The organism is Halomonas sp. A3H3 (genome assembly GCF_000982975.1).
Lineage (GTDB): Bacteria > Pseudomonadota > Gammaproteobacteria > Pseudomonadales > Halomonadaceae > Vreelandella > Vreelandella titanicae.
In genome coordinates this window covers 1,789,020-1,804,346 of sequence record NZ_HG423343.1, presented here as the reverse complement: position 1 = coordinate 1,804,346, position 15,327 = coordinate 1,789,020, and the positions used below count along the sequence as shown (strand labels likewise).

Below are 15,327 nucleotides of genomic sequence, written 5' to 3'. Positions count from 1 at the left end.
CGACTCTTGACACACGAAAGCCTGCCAGTTGGCAGGCCGAGGTCGAGCGGCGAGGGGTGCACCAAAGGTCACGTGTCACGCTTAGGCGTTGGTACTGCGATCACCGCCTGTGCGTCACGCTGTAGTCGTTTCCACATGCCGTGTAACTGGCGATGCAAGGTGTCGTTATCGAGATCCTGAACGCCACGTCGCGCAAGTACCACTATATCCACTGAGGGTAGGTGATCTTGACGAAGGCGAACGGATTCTCGAACCAGACGCTTGAAACGGTTGCGATCTACGGCGCGCTTAACATTTTTTTTGCTGACCACCAGTCCAAGGCGGGGGTGTCCCCGAGTACTAAAGCGAACTAACGCCATCATACCTTTGCCATGCACTTTCAGGTCGGCTTGCTCAAACACGTGACTAAAGTCCCCAGCATTTAGTAACCGTAATTGCCGGGGAAAGCCTTGTTGCGGTACACGCAATCTGAGATCAGGCGCTCAGACGCTTGCGGCCCTTGGCACGGCGACGTGCGAGGACGGCGCGACCGTTTTTGGTTGCCATACGAGCACGGAAGCCATGCGCGCGCTTGCGCTTGAGAACGCTAGGTTGAAAAGTGCGTTTCATAACTCGTTATTCCCACGTGGTTTAGGACGGAAAGTGAATTCCAAAAAGCCCGGTCCAGTGAGGAACTAGCCGGGGAGATTCAATTCAAGACCGGAAATTGTAGAGACTTCCTCTGCTGGGTGCAATTTTTCCTTGCATAAAAGCGTTATCACGCCTCAACCAGCGTGCTTGATACGGAAAGAGTAGCCATTAATAAAGTCACTATTATTACTTATAGGTAGTTCTAAACCTGTTGTTATTAATAGTGGGGATACTATTTGTGGATAAGTGGTTTTAAGCGATATTTTTCAATTACCTATAACAATAAAAAATCTGTGTGTAAGTCCCGTATAAGCCGTCTACAAGGTGTTGGCGAGATGTGATTAACCCGTGTGTAAGGCACGTATTTAAGGATTATCCCCGTCCCTCCACAAGGTTTTCCCATGGGCTCATCGCTAGTTGTCCACAGGCCAATATTGAGGGCTAAACCCGTGTGGATAACCGAGGCTTTGGGCGCTACAATGGTCGGCCGTTTTCAACCGATGGTGAGATGAGTGTCACTGACGCTTTGGCAACAGTGCCTGGACAACCTGCAGGATGAGCTGAATTCACAGCAGTTCAATACCTGGATACGCCCGCTGCAGGCAGAAGAAGGAGAGTCCAACGAGCTGCGCTTATTGGCGCCGAATCGTTTTGTGCGCGATTGGGTGAGCGATAAGTATGCCAAGCGGATTAGTGAGCTGATGCGTGAACTCGCACCGGCCAAGCCGCCAAAGGTCAGCCTGACGGTGGGTAGTCGCCGTTTGGCAGCCCAGGCCCCTCAGCATCGTGATTTAGGTAATCCTGTATCGGCTTCGCCGTCGCGGCCAGCATCGCCAGCGGTACATACGCCGCCACGCGGCGATATTGCCGATGAGCGCGAAATCGATAGGCTGCGCGATGAAGCGCCGAGTCGGCGTAATAATGAACGTCAGGTACAGGTAGAAGGCAGTCTGAAACATGGCAGCGGGCTCAATCCGAATTTTACTTTCGATACGTTCGTGGAAGGTAAGTCTAACCAGTTGGCTCGTGCTGCCTCCCGCCAGGTGTCTGAAAACCCTGGTGGCGCTTATAACCCCTTGTTTTTATACGGCGGCGTAGGCTTGGGTAAAACCCACTTAATGCATGCAGTGGGGAACGCATTGGCAACCCGGCGTGAAAATGCCCGGGTGGTATACCTGCACTCAGAGCGGTTTGTCGCCGATATGGTTAAAGCGCTCCAGCTTAATGCGATTAATGATTTTAAGCGTTTTTATCGCAGTGTTGATGCGTTACTTATTGATGACATTCAGTTTTTTGCTGGAAAAGAGCGCTCTCAAGAAGAGTTTTTTCATACCTTCAATGCGTTATTAGAAGGTGGTCAGCAAATGATCCTGACCTCTGATCGCTATCCTAAAGAGATCAGTGGGGTAGAGGAGCGCCTTAAATCACGCTTTGGTTGGGGGCTTACGGTCGCGATAGAGCCGCCTGAGCTTGAAACCCGTGTGGCCATCTTGATGAAAAAGGCCGACCAGGCTAAGGTCGATTTGCCTCACGATGCGGCTTTCTTCATTGCGCAAAAAATTCGTTCCAACGTGCGCGAATTGGAAGGTGCGCTGAAAAAAGTCATTGCTGATTCGCACTTTATGGGTAAAACGATTACCCAAGACTTTATTCGTGAGTCTCTGAAAGATCTGTTAGCGCTTCAGGATAAGCAGGTAGGGGTAGATAATATTCAGCGTACGGTCGCCGAATATTACAAGATTAAGGTGGCGGATCTGCTTTCGAAGCGCCGTTCACGCTCAGTTGCCCGCCCTCGTCAGGTGGCGATGGCGCTTGCTAAAGAGCTCACCAATCACAGCTTACCTGAGATTGGTGATGCCTTTGGCGGGCGTGACCACACAACGGTGTTGCACGCTTGCCGAAAAGTGAAATCATTGCAGGAAGAGAGCGCGGATATTCGTGAGGATTACAAGAATTTACTGCGCCTGTTGACCAGTTAATCATTCCATGGGACGGGCCTGTTACACGCAGGTCTTTCAGGATATAGAACCGGAGTATTGATGAAATTTTCGATTTCCCGAGAGGCGCTGCTACGTCCGCTGACTCTGGTCGCTGGTGTTGTTGAGCGCCGTCAAACGCTGCCAGTACTGTCTAATGTGCTGATTCAGGTAGAGGGTGACCAGGTGTCGCTCACCGGTACTGACTTAGAAGTCGAGCTCGTGGGCCGCACGGTGGCAAGCCAGGTCGATCAGGCGGGCTCCGCGACAGTGCCAGCGCGTAAGCTGATGGATATCTGCAAATCATTGCCCGATCAGTCCGACATTCAGCTCGCCGTTGAAGAGGGCCGCGCGGTACTACGCAGTGGCCGTTCACGTTTTACGTTGTCGACGCTCCCGGTCGCTGAATTCCCCAATATCGAAGATGCGGACGGCAGCCAGGAGATTAGCGTACCCCGCGGTACCCTAAAGCACCTGATAGAAGCGACCTCGTTTGCCATGGCGCAGCAGGATGTGCGGTACTACCTCAACGGTATGCTGCTGGAAATTCAAAGCAATTTGCTTCGCACGGTCGCTACTGACGGGCACCGTTTGGCGATGTGCTCGCGGCCAATCGAGGTCTCTGTGAGCCAGTCTCAAAAGCTGATTGTGCCCCGGAAGGGGATTTTAGAGCTGTCGCGCTTGCTAGACGATAGCGATGAGCCTGTCAGCCTGACGCTTGGCTCCAGTCATGTGCGTGCTCATACAGGCGACTTTACCTTCACCTCCAAGTTAATCGACGGTAAATTTCCTGACTATGAGCGTGTCGTGCCGCGCAATGGCGATAAAGTATTGATTGCCGAGCGTGCGGAGCTTCGCCAAGTACTTTCACGTACTGCTATCCTCTCTAATGAGAAGTACCGTGGTGTGCGCCTTTATCTTGAAGAGAACAACCTTAAGGTAATGGCCAACAACCCCGAGCAGGAGGAAGCGGAGGAGAATATCGCCGTTGAGTATAACGGCGGGGCAATGGAAGTTGGTTTTAACGTCGGCTATTTAGTTGATGTACTAACAGTGCTAAATGAAGATCGCGTGCAGATTACCCTGGCTGATCCCAATAGTAGCGCGCTGCTGGAAGAGCCCGGCGGCGGTGATGCGCTTTATGTCGTTATGCCGATGCGCCTGTAAACGCTTTGGGCGGGTAACAGCAATACGTAAGCAAGCTACGTTAGCGGCGCTTCTGGTAGCAGAAGCGCCGCTAACGCGTTGGAATACTCCCTTTTTTCGAGGATATTTTAAGTGGTGATAATAGGATGAGCCTGACACTGCTTAATTTCCACGCTTTGCGCAATCTCAGGCCGGTTGAGATGACGCCCTCTTCGCATATCAATGTCATTAGCGGTGCTAATGGCAGCGGTAAAACCAGTCTGTTGGAGGGGGTACATATTCTTGGCATGGGCCGCTCTTTTCGTACTCGCCAGTTAAAAAACGCGATCCAAACGGATGAGCCGTATATGACGCTGTACGGGCGTTTAAGTGGTGAGCCTGAGGTTACCCTTGGTGTGCGTCGTTTAAGAGCTCAGCGGGAGCTGGAGCTTCGTTTAAAGGGAGATAAAAACGCTCGGTTGGCGGAACTGGTAGAGGCTATGCCGCTTCAATTAATTAACCCTGATGCTTTTCGATTGCTTGAAGGTTCTCCAGCCGGACGTCGTGAGTTTCTCGACTGGGGCGTGTTTCACGTGAAACATGACTTTTTAGCAATCTGGAAGCGCACCCGGCGTGCGTTGAAACATCGGAATGCACTGCTCAGGCGTGGTAGAATACTACCTCAGGAAATGGCGGTGTGGGAGCATGAACTAGCCCTTTGGGGTGAACAGATGGACTCGTTACGCCGTGCTTGGTTTAGTGACTTTTTGCCTGTCTTTGAAGAGACACTTAAGGTATTGCTTCCCTTGCCGGGATTGTCGCTTCACTACGCCAGAGGTTGGGATAAAGATCGAACTCTTGCGACTGTGTTACATGATAGTCGGCCAACTGATCAGCAGATGGGGTTTACTCAGCAAGGTCCGCAGCGCGCTGACTTACGTATCAGGATAAACAAACAGCCTGCTGTAGAAGTGCTTTCCAGAGGCCAGCAAAAGTTAGTGGTGAGTGCATTAAAGCTTGCCCAAGGGCGGTTTCTGGAAAGAACAGCACAGCGGCACTGTATTTATCTTATCGATGATTTGCCCGCAGAACTTGACGAGCAAAATCGTTACCAGTTTTGTGGCTTACTCGAAGATATGCAGTGCCAAGCATTTATTACCAGTGTCGAACCTTCTGCATTGAAGAATGCCTGGCGAACTGATACCCCCGTAAATATGTTTCACGTGAAACATTGCAAGGAGGGGTTTAGTGGTTTAGAGAAAGTCAGCTAGCGCAGGAAGAAGGGTAGGACGATACAGGATGAGACAGACTTCACAACGGAGTGGTCAATGAGCGAGCAGGCTTACGATTCATCAAGCATCAAGGTGCTCAAGGGGCTGGACGCGGTGCGTAAGCGGCCAGGTATGTATATTGGTGACACCGACGACGGTACTGGGCTCCACCACATGGTCTTCGAATTGGTGGATAACTCCATCGACGAGGCGTTGGCTGGGCATTGCAGTGAAATTCGCGTTGTCATCCACCCGGATGAGTCGGTCACCGTGAGTGATAACGGCCGTGGCGTACCTACCGAGCTTCATGAAGGGGAAGGTGTTTCCGCTGCAGAAGTTATTATGACGGTTCTGCACGCAGGCGGTAAATTCGACGATAACTCCTACAAGGTTTCCGGTGGGTTGCACGGCGTCGGTGTTTCTGTTGTCAATGCGCTTTCCGCTGAGCTGCGCTTAACGATTTGGCGTCAGGGTGAAGTGTTCGAACAAATGTACCGTCACGGTGTTCCTCAAGCACCATTGGGCGTTGTGGGCAAAACCGAAAAAAGCGGTACCCGGGTTCACTTCCGCCCATCGCCAGAAACCTTTGGCAATATCGAGTTTCATTTTGATATTTTAGCCAAACGACTTCGCGAACTATCCTTCTTGAACTCTGGTGTGGCTATCCGTTTACTGGATGAGCGCAGCGGCAAAGAGGAGCTGTTTCACTACGAAGGTGGCTTGAGAGCCTTTGTTGATCACCTCAATACCAATAAGAGTGTGATTAATCCGGTATTCCACTTTAACGCTGTTCGTGATGACGGCGTTGAAGTAGAGGTAGCCATGCAGTGGAGCGAAGCCTTCACTGAAAATATTTTCTGCTACACCAATAATATTCCGCAGCGAGACGGCGGGGCGCACTTGGCGGGGTTCCGGGCAGGGCTTACCCGTACGCTCAATAACTATATTGAAGCTGAAAACCTGCTGAAAAAAGCCAAGGTGAATACCACGGGCGATGATGCTCGTGAGGGGCTAACAGCTATTATTTCAGTTAAAGTCCCGGATCCTAAGTTTTCGTCTCAAACAAAAGATAAGCTAGTCTCCAGCGAAGTGAAGACAGCGGTTGAGCAGGAAATGAGCCGTCTCTTTTCCGAGTATCTTGTTGAAAAGCCTAACGAAGCCAAGGCGATCGTCAATAAGATGCTGGATGCCGCGCGTGCACGTGAGGCGGCACGCAAAGCGCGGGATATGACCCGCCGCAAAGGCGCGCTGGATATTGCCGGTTTACCTGGCAAGTTGGCGGATTGCCAAGAAAAAGACCCCAGTCAGTCAGAGCTTTACTTGGTGGAGGGTGACTCGGCAGGCGGCAGTGCCAAACAGGGCCGTGACCGCCGTACACAGGCTATCTTGCCGCTCAAGGGTAAAATTCTGAACGTGGAAAAAGCACGTTTCGACAAAATGCTCTCCTCTGCAGAAGTGGGCACGCTTATCACTGCCCTGGGTTGCGGCATTGGCCGTGAAGAGTTTAACCCCGATAAGTTGCGTTACCACTCGGTTATTATCATGACCGATGCCGATGTCGATGGATCGCACATTCGTACGCTGCTGTTGACGTTCTTCTTCCGTCAGATGCCGGAGTTGATTGAGCGTGGTCATATCTTCATCGCTCAACCACCACTTTATAAAATTAAGCGCGGCAAGCAAGAGCTTTACCTGAAAGATGAACAGGCGATGGTGGATTATTTAACCACCACGGCCTTGGACGGGGCCGGCCTGCATGTTAACGCTAATGCACCGGGTATTTCCGGCTCACAGCTTGAAGCGTTAGTGAACCAGTACCGCAACGTGATGAAGCGAATTGATCGCTTGTCGCGGGTTTATCCTAATGAAGTACTTAAGCAAATCGTTCATGCTTCGGCACTGAAAGGTGAGGAGAGCCTGAAAGATCGTGTGACCATGCAGAACTGGATTGATGAACTCCAGAAGATCATGGATGACATGGTTGCCTATGAAGGCGGGCCCCGTTACCACTTCCATCTCCACGAAGATTCTGAGCGCGGGCTTTTCCTACCTACCGTCTCGCTGGTTGCTCACGGTGTGACGACTGAGTATAGGTGGGGCCTCGACTTCTTTGAAAGCGCCGACTATCGCGGTATCGCTGAGCTGGGCGAAACCCTGGATGGCTTCCTGGAAGAGGGCGCCTTTATTGCCCGTGGCGAGCGGCAGAAGCCGGTATCGCACTTCTCGGAAGTACTGGCGTGGCTAATGCAAGAGGGCCAGCGCGGGTTGTCTGTACAGCGCTATAAAGGCTTGGGTGAAATGAACCCGGATCAGCTCTGGGACACCACCATGGATCCCGATAGCCGCCGCATGCTGCGGGTGACGATCGAAGATGCCGTTGGTGCCGATATGATGTTCAACACCTTGATGGGTGACGATGTAGAACCGCGCCGTGACTTTATTGAGACCAACGCGTTGGTGGCAAATTTAGACGTGTAAGGTGGATTGCATTCGTTAAGATGTTTCACGTGAAACACTGCTTTAACGATCCTTAGCCTCAGTATGGTTTAATGCCACTATGATAGGCGTCGCTATGAATTTTATAGCGACGCTTTTTTTATTCATAGATAGATTGGCAGGATCAGGATACGTGTAGCAGAAGCAGAAGAGGGTAGTTAGTTTCAGCCAAATTTCTCATGCAACAGTTACTCATGCAACGCAGAGCGATCATGACTACCAGCTCGGTGTCGCTTAGTTATTTAATGAGCCATTCAACAAATTGCGCTAAATCATCGAAGATATTGCTCTTTTCAAGACCAGCGCCTGCTTGCTCCGTTTTACTTCCCTTTCCAGTTCTGACCAGCGCTGTTTCGCAACCTACGGCTTCGCCCGCCTGGAGATCGCGAAGGCTATCACCGACCATCCAGCTTCCCGTTAAACTTTCTAGTCCCAGGATCTGCTGGATCTGTATTAGCATTCCTGGCAATGGTTTACGGCATTGGCAATTATCATTTGGCCCATGGGGGCAGTAAGCAATATGAGCAATATGCCCGCCTTCCGCTTCTACTAACGAAATTAAGTGTTCATGCATCGTATGGAGGGTTGCTTCATCATAATAGCCTCGGGCAATCCCGGATTGATTCGTTGCGACGGCAACGGTGTATCCCGCGCGGGTGAGGCGGGCAATGGCAGTGATTGAAGAGGGGTAGGGTACCCACTCCTCGAGAGATTTGATGTAGTTATCAGAGTCATGGTTGATGACGCCGTCTCGATCCAGGATGACAAGGTTATCGGCACTTAGCATAGTGATCCTATTGGTACGGTTGTCGGCGATACTTTCTGCCCGCGAGATTTAAGACTATTTTACCCCGATCTAACAAAGATGTTTCACGTGAAACACGTACTCCCCAAACAATAAAAAAAGCCCAGCCGTTAGGGCTGGGCTTGGATTTGCGATCCATTAGTCGACGACTACTGAGGGAGCAGCGAAATATCGGCGACTTCTAAAAACAGCGCTTGAAGGCTTGCAAGAAGCGCTAACCGATTACGCTGAATAGCCGGGTCATCCGCCATCACCATTACTTGGTCAAAGAAGGCATCCACTGGATCTCGCAGTGTGGCAAGTGCGTCGAGTGCACGCTGGTAGTCACCCGCAGCAAATAGCGGTGCCACCTGTGCTTGGCTACCTGTCACAGCGTCGAACAGTGCCCGCTCGGCATCTTCCTGCAGCAAGTGTTGATCGACCTGTGTGCTGCCGTCATGCTCCTGCTTGCTTAAAATATTCGAAACGCGCTTGTTAGCCGCCGCCAGCGCTGTGGCTTCGTCACGCTGGGCAAAGGCCTTCACAGCGCGCAGGCGGCGAGCGAAGTCGAGAGGGTTTGCGACTGGGCGCGCACGAACGGCAAGGTACATTTCTGCGCTGATGCCTTCATCCTGGCCCCAGGCGCGGAAGCGATCCAACATGTACGTCAGCACGTCCTCAACCAGCCCGTCAGCTTTGGGGAGGCCCTGGTGCTGCTCAGAGGCAACCGTAAGCAGCTCGCGCAGGTCAAGATCCAGCTCGCCTTTGACCAGAATGTTAAGCACGCCAATCGAAGCACGACGTAAAGCGAAAGGATCTTTCGCACCGGTTGGGCGTTGGCCTATCCCGAAGATGCCTGCCAGGGTATCCAGTCGATCCGCCAGGGCTAATGCCTTGCCTGTAGCACTTTGGGGAATCGCATCAGTAGCAAAGCGCGGCAGGTATTGCTCTTCAAGGGCTTGGGCAACCTCCGCGGGTTCGCCATCTTGCTGAGCATAGTAGCGTCCCATAATGCCCTGAAGTTCAGGGAATTCGAGCACCATCTCCGTCACAAGGTCGCACTTGGCAAGGGCCACGGCGCGCTGAGCGTGAGCCACGTCGCCATTGATACGTTCGGCAATAAATGTCGCAATAACCGAACTGCGGCGAGCTTTATCCGCCAGGGTGCCTAGCTGCTGCTGGAATACCACGCTCTCTAACTGTGGGATGCGTGACGCTAATGTGTACTTGCGATCGGTGTCGTAGAAAAACGCTGCATCGGCTAAGCGCGGACGAATGACTTTCTCGTTACCGGCAATGACCTGGTCGGGGTCAGCGCTGTCGATATTGGCAATGGTGATAAATAGCGGTTTCAGCTTGCCAGCGTCGTCCAACAGGTGAAAATATTTCTGGTTAGCCTTCATCGAAGAAATCAAGCACTCGGCGGGCACTTCCAGAAAGCGCTCATCAAAGCTACCGGTAAGGGCGACTGGCCACTCCACCAAGCCGCTCACTTCTACCAGAAGCTCTTCGTCGATAACCGCATTGGCCTCCTGCACTTCGGCCTCTGCTAATACCTGTTCGCGGATGCGCTCGCGGCGTTGCTCACGATCCACCAGTACATAGGCATTTTCCAGGGTAGCCACATACTCATCAGCGTGCGCCAGCTGAATGGCATCAGGGGCGTGGAAGCGGTGACCGTAGGTCGTGCAGCTAGCCTCTAGGCCAAGTGCCTCGGCGGCCACTACGTCGCTACCGTAAATGGCTACCAGCCAATGAACGGGACGGGAAAACTCAACCCGTGAAGCGCCCCAGCGCATGTTTTTAGGCACAGGGAGGGTGCTGATTGATTTGCGGATAATCTCGGGCAGCAGCGCTTGAATAGATTCTCCCTGCTGCTGCTCACGAAAACCTAACCAAGTACCTTTATCGGTTTCTAAATGAATCAGCTCGTCGATGCTTACACCGCAAGAGCGGGCAAAGCCTTCCGCGGCTTTAGTGGCAACGCCATCCTTAAAGGCAGCTGCCAGCGCTGGGCCACGGCGCTCAACGTCACGATCAGGCTGTTTGTCGGCCAGTTCATGCACCTGTACCGCTAAACGCCGTGGTGTCGCAAAAGCGGTAACGTTGGAGAAGGGAACATCGGCTTCTTGCAGGCCTTTCTCGATGCTCGCGGCGAACGCATCGGAAAGAGCGTCCAGGGCCGTGGGCGGCAGCTCTTCTGCACCGAGTTCTAGTAAAAGCGTATTAACAGCCATTAGTCCTCTCCCTGATCGGCGAGTAGCTCTTGTAACAGTTCGCGGCGAAGTATTTCTGGCGCCATGGGGAAACCTTCGGCCTTACGCGACTCAAAGTAAGCAGTGGCGACATCCCGGGCCATAGTGCGAACGCGCAGGATAAAGCGCTGACGCTCGGTGACCGAGATAGCGTGACGGGCATCTAATAGGTTGAACGTGTGTGATGCCTTCAGGACTTGTTCGTAGGCCGGCAGCGGCAGGCTGGCAGCGAGCAGCTTGCTGCACTCTTTTTCCTGATGGTCAAAGTTAGCAAATAGCTGATCGACATCGGCATGTTCGAAATTGTAGGCGGACTGTTCGCGCTCATTTTGCAGATAGACATCGCCATAAGTCACTTTGCTGCCATCGGGGGCAATGGCCCAGACGAGGTCATACACACTGTCGACGTCCTGCAGGTACATGGCGATGCGCTCAAGCCCATAGGTCAGTTCGCCGGTGACCGGATAGCATTCGATGCCACCGGCCTGCTGAAAGTAGGTAAACTGGGTCACTTCCATGCCGTTTAACCAGATTTCCCAGCCCAGGCCCCAGGCGCCCAAAGTAGGAGATTCCCAGTTATCTTCGACAAAGCGCACATCGTGAACCAGCGGATCAAGACCCAGGCGTTTGAGTGAGCCCAGGTAGAGATCCTGTAAGTTGCTTGGCGATGGCTTCATCACCACCTGGAACTGGTAGTAGTGCTGAAGGCGGTTAGGGTTTTCGCCATAGCGGCCGTCAGTAGGGCGGCGGGAAGGCTGTACATAGGCAGCATTCCAGGTTTCGGGACCAATCGCCCGCAGGAAGGTAGCGGGGTGGAAGGTGCCCGCGCCGACTTCCATATCGAGCGGCTGAAGGATGACACAACCCTGTTCTGCCCAGTACTGCTGCAGAGCAAGGATCAAGCCTTGAAAGGTCGACACATCGGGTGTCGATTGGTTTGTCGAGACACTCATCGCGGAAAGCACCGTTGGCCATGAATTCATAAGGCGTCAAGTATACAATCCTAGGCAGATGGGTTATAGGCACGTATGCCAACAAGCTGCTTTAGGTAAGGAGAACAGTATGATTGTGGTAACAGGCGGTGCCGGTTTTATCGGGGCCAACATAGTTAAAGCATTGAACGCCCGCGGTCGAAACGATGTGATGGTCGTTGACGATCTACGCGATGGTACCAAATTCGTCAATTTAGCCGACTGCACGCTGGCGGATTATCTTGATAAAGATGATTTCCTCGCCAGGGTAAAAGCTGCCCTGCGCGGTGAAAGCGTCGAGCTACCTAAGATCGATGCTATTTTCCACGAGGGCGCCTGCTCGGATACCACCGAATGGGATGGCCACTACATGATGGAGAATAACTTCGAGTACTCCAAAGTGCTGCTTAATTACTGCGAGCAGCAGAGTATTCCTTTTTTATACGCCTCGTCAGCCGCCACCTATGGCGGCAGCGAGGTATTTAAAGAGGTACCCGAGTGCGAAAAGCCGCTTAACGTTTACGGCTATTCCAAGCTGCTGTTTGATCAGCACGTGCGTTCGCGCTGGAGCGAGTTAACCACTCAAGTAGTGGGCTTTCGTTACTTTAATGTCTATGGCCCCCGTGAACAGCACAAGGGCAAAATGGCCAGTGTGGCCTATCACAACCACTTGCAAATTCGTAATGGTGAAACGCTCAAGCTGTTTGGCGGCTATGACGGCTACGAGGCAGGCATGCAGAGTCGTGACTTTGTTTATGTGGGCGATGTAGTCGATGTGAATCTTTGGTTTTTGGATCATCCTGACAAGTCAGGAATCTTCAATCTTGGCACTGGTCGGGCTGAACCTTTTAAAGCCATTGGCGAGGCGGTTATCGACTTTTACGGTAAAGGTGAGATCGACTACATTGCCTTCCCCGAAGAACTCAAAGGACGCTATCAGAGCTATACCCGAGCTGACATTGGTCAGCTACGTGAGAACGGCTGCGATGTTGAGTTTAAAACCGTTGCTCAAGGGGTGAAGGCCTACTTGGGGTGGTTAAATGGCTAATTCAGCTCAGCGCTTGCTGGTGATTGGCCCTTCGTGGGTCGGTGACATGGTCATGGCACAAAGCCTGTTTATGACCTTAAAAGCCCGCCAGCCAGGCGCGACGATAGGGGTGGTTGCACCAAAGTGGTCACAGCCTATTTTAGAGCGTATGCCCGAAGTGGATGAAGTGCTGCCGCTGGCAGTGGGGCACGGTGAATTTGGCTTGGCCAGCCGCCGTGAACTCGCCAACCGCCTGCGTGGGCGTTTTGATCGTGCCATTGTACTACCACGCTCGTGGAAGGCAGCTTTGGTACCCTTCATGGCACGCATTCCCGAGCGAATAGGTTTTTTAGGCGAACATCGCTATGGGCTTCTCAAAGAGCGCCGTAAACTCGACAAACAGGTGCTGAATCAAACGGTAAAGCGCTTTGTTTCCTTGGGCCTACCCCTGGAAGAAGCAGCTAGGGGTGATTTTGTGCTGCCCAAGCCACGCCTGCAGATTGATCGCGATAATCTGGTCAATTTACGCCTGAACCACTCGCTTTCTTCCCGCACGGCGATTGGCATGATGCCGGGCGCTGAGTACGGCCCTGCCAAGCAGTGGCCGGTCAGCTACTTCCACAAGTTAGCCAAACGGCTGGTGGAAGAGGGGTTTGAAGTACGCGTACTCGGGGGGGCAAAGGATCACCCGGCGGGCGAGGAGATCACACAGGGGCTTTCCCATGCCCATAACCTGTGTGGTAAGACGCAGCTGGCTGATGCGGTCGATCTGTTGGCGGATTGCCGGCAGGTAGTCACCAACGACTCGGGGTTAATGCATGTGGCTGCAGCGGTAGGTGTTCGTGTCCATGCGCTGTATGGCTCCTCATCGCCCGCCTACACGCCGCCGCTGACTGATAACGCCGTCATTCACTACCTAGCGCTCTCTTGCTCTCCCTGCTTTCAGCGTACCTGCCCGTTGGGGCATACCAATTGCCTGAATCTGCTCAGCGTTGAGCAAGTCTACCAACAGATTCACGCGGCTCATCAGTGGGAGAGCGTGATCGTTAATGGATGAGCTCGACTTCGTCTGCCGCGTCAGCAGGCGTCTCTAGGGTTTGCTCTTGAGTAACTTCTTGAGAAGGCTCGTCGGACTCACGCCGCTGAGGGGAAATGCCCTCCCAAAGGCGGTGCTGAAGCGCCGTCTCTTCCCGTAAACGCTCATTAAGCACTTCGATACCGTGGGCCTCTACCAGCGTACGATTATTACTGAAAAGCGAAGTGCCCAATCCAGCGCGGTCGCGCTCTAAACTAAAGCCCAGCGCATCGAGTATCGTGGGGAAAACATCCAGCATGGTAGCGTCTCGGCGAATACGCTGTGGCTCGATATCGTTGCCGAGCATTATCAGCGTGTTGTCGCGGTCTAGCGCGGTCAATTGATCCCACACAGAAACGCGCATCGTCAGATGGTCGCTCAGTATGACCACCAAGGTATTATCGAGAAGACCCTCAGAATCCAACCGTTCAACCAAATCTTGAGCCAGCCAAGTCGCGCATTCCACCGAATAAAGAATATCCTGGCCGTCAAACTCTCCTTGACGTTCCACGCACGACTGGGAGGGATAACCATTAGGCGCATGACCCGCCAGATTGAGGCTAATTACACCCCAGGGGCCGCTATTCTGGCTATCTAAATGCCGGATCTCATCGGCGGTGATGTCATACAGCGTGTCGTCATACAGGCCCCAGCTATTTACATACTCAGGATTCTCTAGCAGGGGCTCTAAATCTTCACGTCCTTTCACCGTATCGAATTGGTGGCCGCGATAGAATAGTCCTTTACCCGCGAATTGTGTGCTAGCACCGCCTAGATAGCTTAGTTGGTAGCCCTGTGCAGCAAGAATGTCGCCGAGACAATCGACCCCGGGAACAACCTTGGAAAGAGGCTCGAACTGGCTGTCGTGAAGGAGTCCAGCAGGCATCAATGGCACGCCGCACTGGCTGGCAATCATGCCCGCCATTGTCCAGCCCGTATTATCCATCTGGCGCACGCCCTCAAAAACGGCACCTCGTTCCCCTAGGGCGTTGAGACTGGCGTAGGCATCCCCAAATATGTCATTAGAGTAGGTACGCTCTATGCTTTCCAAATACAGAATGAGTAAGTTAGGGGCGTCCCTAAGTTCCTCGGCAGGGGGCGGCTTGTAGCGTCGATCCAGCCAGGCGCCGTCATCAGTGACAATGGCCGCGCTGCGTTGGCTTATGCCATAAAGTAGCGGGTTGCTAGCCAATAATATAATAGCGAAAAAGCGCTCGGCTAACCGCCAGCGCTGGTCGTGGCGTGATAGCCACGTCACGGCCGCCAGTACGCCAATCATTATTAACGTATAGAGCACCGCGGAAATCATTTTGCCTGCGCCACCATGCTTGGCTATGCCTGCCTGGAGGTGAAAAAACACCGCACCCAAATCGACAATGCCAAAGCTGTCCGCCAAGTAAACGTACACACCCCAAAGACTTAACGGTACAAGCGACCAGGGCCACATTTTACGATAGCGAGCATTGGCAGGCTGGCCCCAGCGCAGCTTAAGCCCCACACCAATCCATGCGGCCGCTACTAAAAATAGCGTCCACCAGGGCAGACGGGTCATTACCGTGACCGTGTAACCCAGGCTGAGGCCAATTAGTGTCAATGCAATGGTGGCTAGCCTAGCGGTATCCCATGCAATGAAAGAGCGATAACGTATGATGACATTTACCTAATATAAACAGTGAAAAAGGAGATGTTACAGAAAATTGATAGCTCTGATGATAAC

General features: G+C 52.8%; 12 protein-coding genes. 6 read left to right on the top strand and 6 right to left on the bottom strand.

Annotation, left to right across the window (positions count from 1 at the left end; all coding sequences use genetic code 11):
- Positions 1 to 68: 68 nt before the first annotated feature.
- Positions 69 to 467 (bottom strand): ribonuclease P protein component, encoded by a 399-nt coding sequence (rnpA, locus tag HALA3H3_RS07925; RefSeq protein WP_022521030.1) that lies wholly within the window; start codon positions 465 to 467, stop codon positions 69 to 71.
- A gap of 7 nt (positions 468 to 474) precedes the next feature.
- On the bottom strand, positions 475 to 609 hold the full coding sequence (rpmH, locus tag HALA3H3_RS07920; RefSeq protein WP_008959105.1) for a 50S ribosomal protein L34: 135 nt from the start codon (positions 607 to 609) through the stop codon (positions 475 to 477).
- A 533-nt stretch (positions 610 to 1,142) separates the two neighbouring features.
- Here rpmH and dnaA point away from each other — a divergent pair.
- The 4 genes from dnaA (at position 1,143) to gyrB (ending at position 7,480) form a co-directional block, all read left to right on the top strand.
- Positions 1,143 to 2,609 (top strand): chromosomal replication initiator protein DnaA, encoded by a 1,467-nt coding sequence (gene dnaA / locus HALA3H3_RS07915; RefSeq protein WP_022521029.1) that lies wholly within the window; start codon positions 1,143 to 1,145, stop codon positions 2,607 to 2,609.
- A gap of 60 nt (positions 2,610 to 2,669) precedes the next feature.
- A complete protein-coding gene (gene dnaN / locus HALA3H3_RS07910) occupies positions 2,670 to 3,773 on the top strand; it encodes a DNA polymerase III subunit beta (RefSeq protein WP_022521028.1) in 1,104 nt (367 codons plus the stop codon).
- Between the two features lie 125 nt (positions 3,774 to 3,898).
- Positions 3,899 to 5,002 (top strand): DNA replication/repair protein RecF, encoded by a 1,104-nt coding sequence (recF, locus tag HALA3H3_RS07905; RefSeq protein WP_022521027.1) that lies wholly within the window; start codon positions 3,899 to 3,901, stop codon positions 5,000 to 5,002.
- Positions 5,003 to 5,059: 57 nt separating this feature from the next.
- Positions 5,060 to 7,480 (top strand): DNA topoisomerase (ATP-hydrolyzing) subunit B, encoded by a 2,421-nt coding sequence (gene gyrB / locus HALA3H3_RS07900; RefSeq protein ID WP_009286362.1) that lies wholly within the window; start codon positions 5,060 to 5,062, stop codon positions 7,478 to 7,480.
- A 256-nt stretch (positions 7,481 to 7,736) separates the two neighbouring features.
- Here the strand turns inward: gyrB and gmhB are convergent, their stop codons facing one another.
- From gmhB to glyQ, 3 genes are all read right to left on the bottom strand, one after another.
- Positions 7,737 to 8,285, bottom strand: a complete 549-nt coding sequence (gene gmhB, locus HALA3H3_RS07895; protein ID WP_022521026.1) for a D-glycero-beta-D-manno-heptose 1,7-bisphosphate 7-phosphatase — start codon at positions 8,283 to 8,285, stop codon at positions 7,737 to 7,739.
- A 167-nt stretch (positions 8,286 to 8,452) separates the two neighbouring features.
- Positions 8,453 to 10,519, bottom strand: a complete 2,067-nt coding sequence (glyS, locus tag HALA3H3_RS07890; protein WP_022521025.1) for a glycine--tRNA ligase subunit beta — start codon at positions 10,517 to 10,519, stop codon at positions 8,453 to 8,455.
- Entirely contained in the window at positions 10,519 to 11,490 is a 972-nt protein-coding gene (gene glyQ, locus HALA3H3_RS07885; protein ID WP_022521024.1) for a glycine--tRNA ligase subunit alpha, read from the bottom strand. The genes glyS and glyQ overlap by 1 nt, the downstream gene beginning before the upstream one ends.
- Before the next feature lie 109 nt (positions 11,491 to 11,599).
- On the opposite strand from glyQ, the gene rfaD reads away from it, so the two are divergent.
- Both rfaD and waaF read left to right on the top strand, forming a co-directional pair.
- Positions 11,600 to 12,556 carry an ADP-glyceromanno-heptose 6-epimerase gene (gene rfaD, locus HALA3H3_RS07880; protein ID WP_022521023.1) on the top strand — a complete coding sequence of 319 codons (957 nt, stop codon included), beginning with the start codon at positions 11,600 to 11,602 and terminating at the stop codon, positions 12,554 to 12,556.
- Positions 12,549 to 13,592: a lipopolysaccharide heptosyltransferase II gene (gene waaF / locus HALA3H3_RS07875; RefSeq protein WP_022521022.1), complete on the top strand. Its 1,044-nt coding sequence runs from the start codon at positions 12,549 to 12,551 to the stop codon at positions 13,590 to 13,592. Before rfaD ends, waaF begins: the two co-directional genes overlap by 8 nt.
- Here the strand turns inward: waaF and HALA3H3_RS07870 are convergent.
- A complete protein-coding gene (locus tag HALA3H3_RS07870; RefSeq protein ID WP_101148389.1) occupies positions 13,582 to 15,162 on the bottom strand; it encodes a sulfatase-like hydrolase/transferase in 1,581 nt (526 codons plus the stop codon). The two genes, waaF and HALA3H3_RS07870, sit on opposite strands and share 11 nt — an antisense overlap.
- Between the last annotated feature and the right edge of the window lie 165 nt (positions 15,163 to 15,327).

Coding starts and splice junctions, on each gene's coding strand:
- gyrB (WP_009286362.1), top strand. CDS start 5,060: ATGAGCGAGCAGGCTTACGATTCATCAAGCATCAAGGTGCTCAAGGGG.
- glyS (WP_022521025.1), bottom strand. CDS start 10,519: ATGGCTGTTAATACGCTTTTACTAGAACTCGGTGCAGAAGAGCTGCCG.
- waaF (WP_022521022.1), top strand. CDS start 12,549: ATGGCTAATTCAGCTCAGCGCTTGCTGGTGATTGGCCCTTCGTGGGTC.
- rpmH (WP_008959105.1), bottom strand. CDS start 609: ATGAAACGCACTTTTCAACCTAGCGTTCTCAAGCGCAAGCGCGCGCAT.
- recF (WP_022521027.1), top strand. CDS start 3,899: ATGAGCCTGACACTGCTTAATTTCCACGCTTTGCGCAATCTCAGGCCG.
- HALA3H3_RS07870 (WP_101148389.1), bottom strand. CDS start 15,162: ATGACCCGTCTGCCCTGGTGGACGCTATTTTTAGTAGCGGCCGCATGG.
- gmhB (WP_022521026.1), bottom strand. CDS start 8,285: ATGCTAAGTGCCGATAACCTTGTCATCCTGGATCGAGACGGCGTCATC.
- dnaN (WP_022521028.1), top strand. CDS start 2,670: ATGAAATTTTCGATTTCCCGAGAGGCGCTGCTACGTCCGCTGACTCTG.
- rfaD (WP_022521023.1), top strand. CDS start 11,600: ATGATTGTGGTAACAGGCGGTGCCGGTTTTATCGGGGCCAACATAGTT.
- glyQ (WP_022521024.1), bottom strand. CDS start 11,490: ATGAGTGTCTCGACAAACCAATCGACACCCGATGTGTCGACCTTTCAA.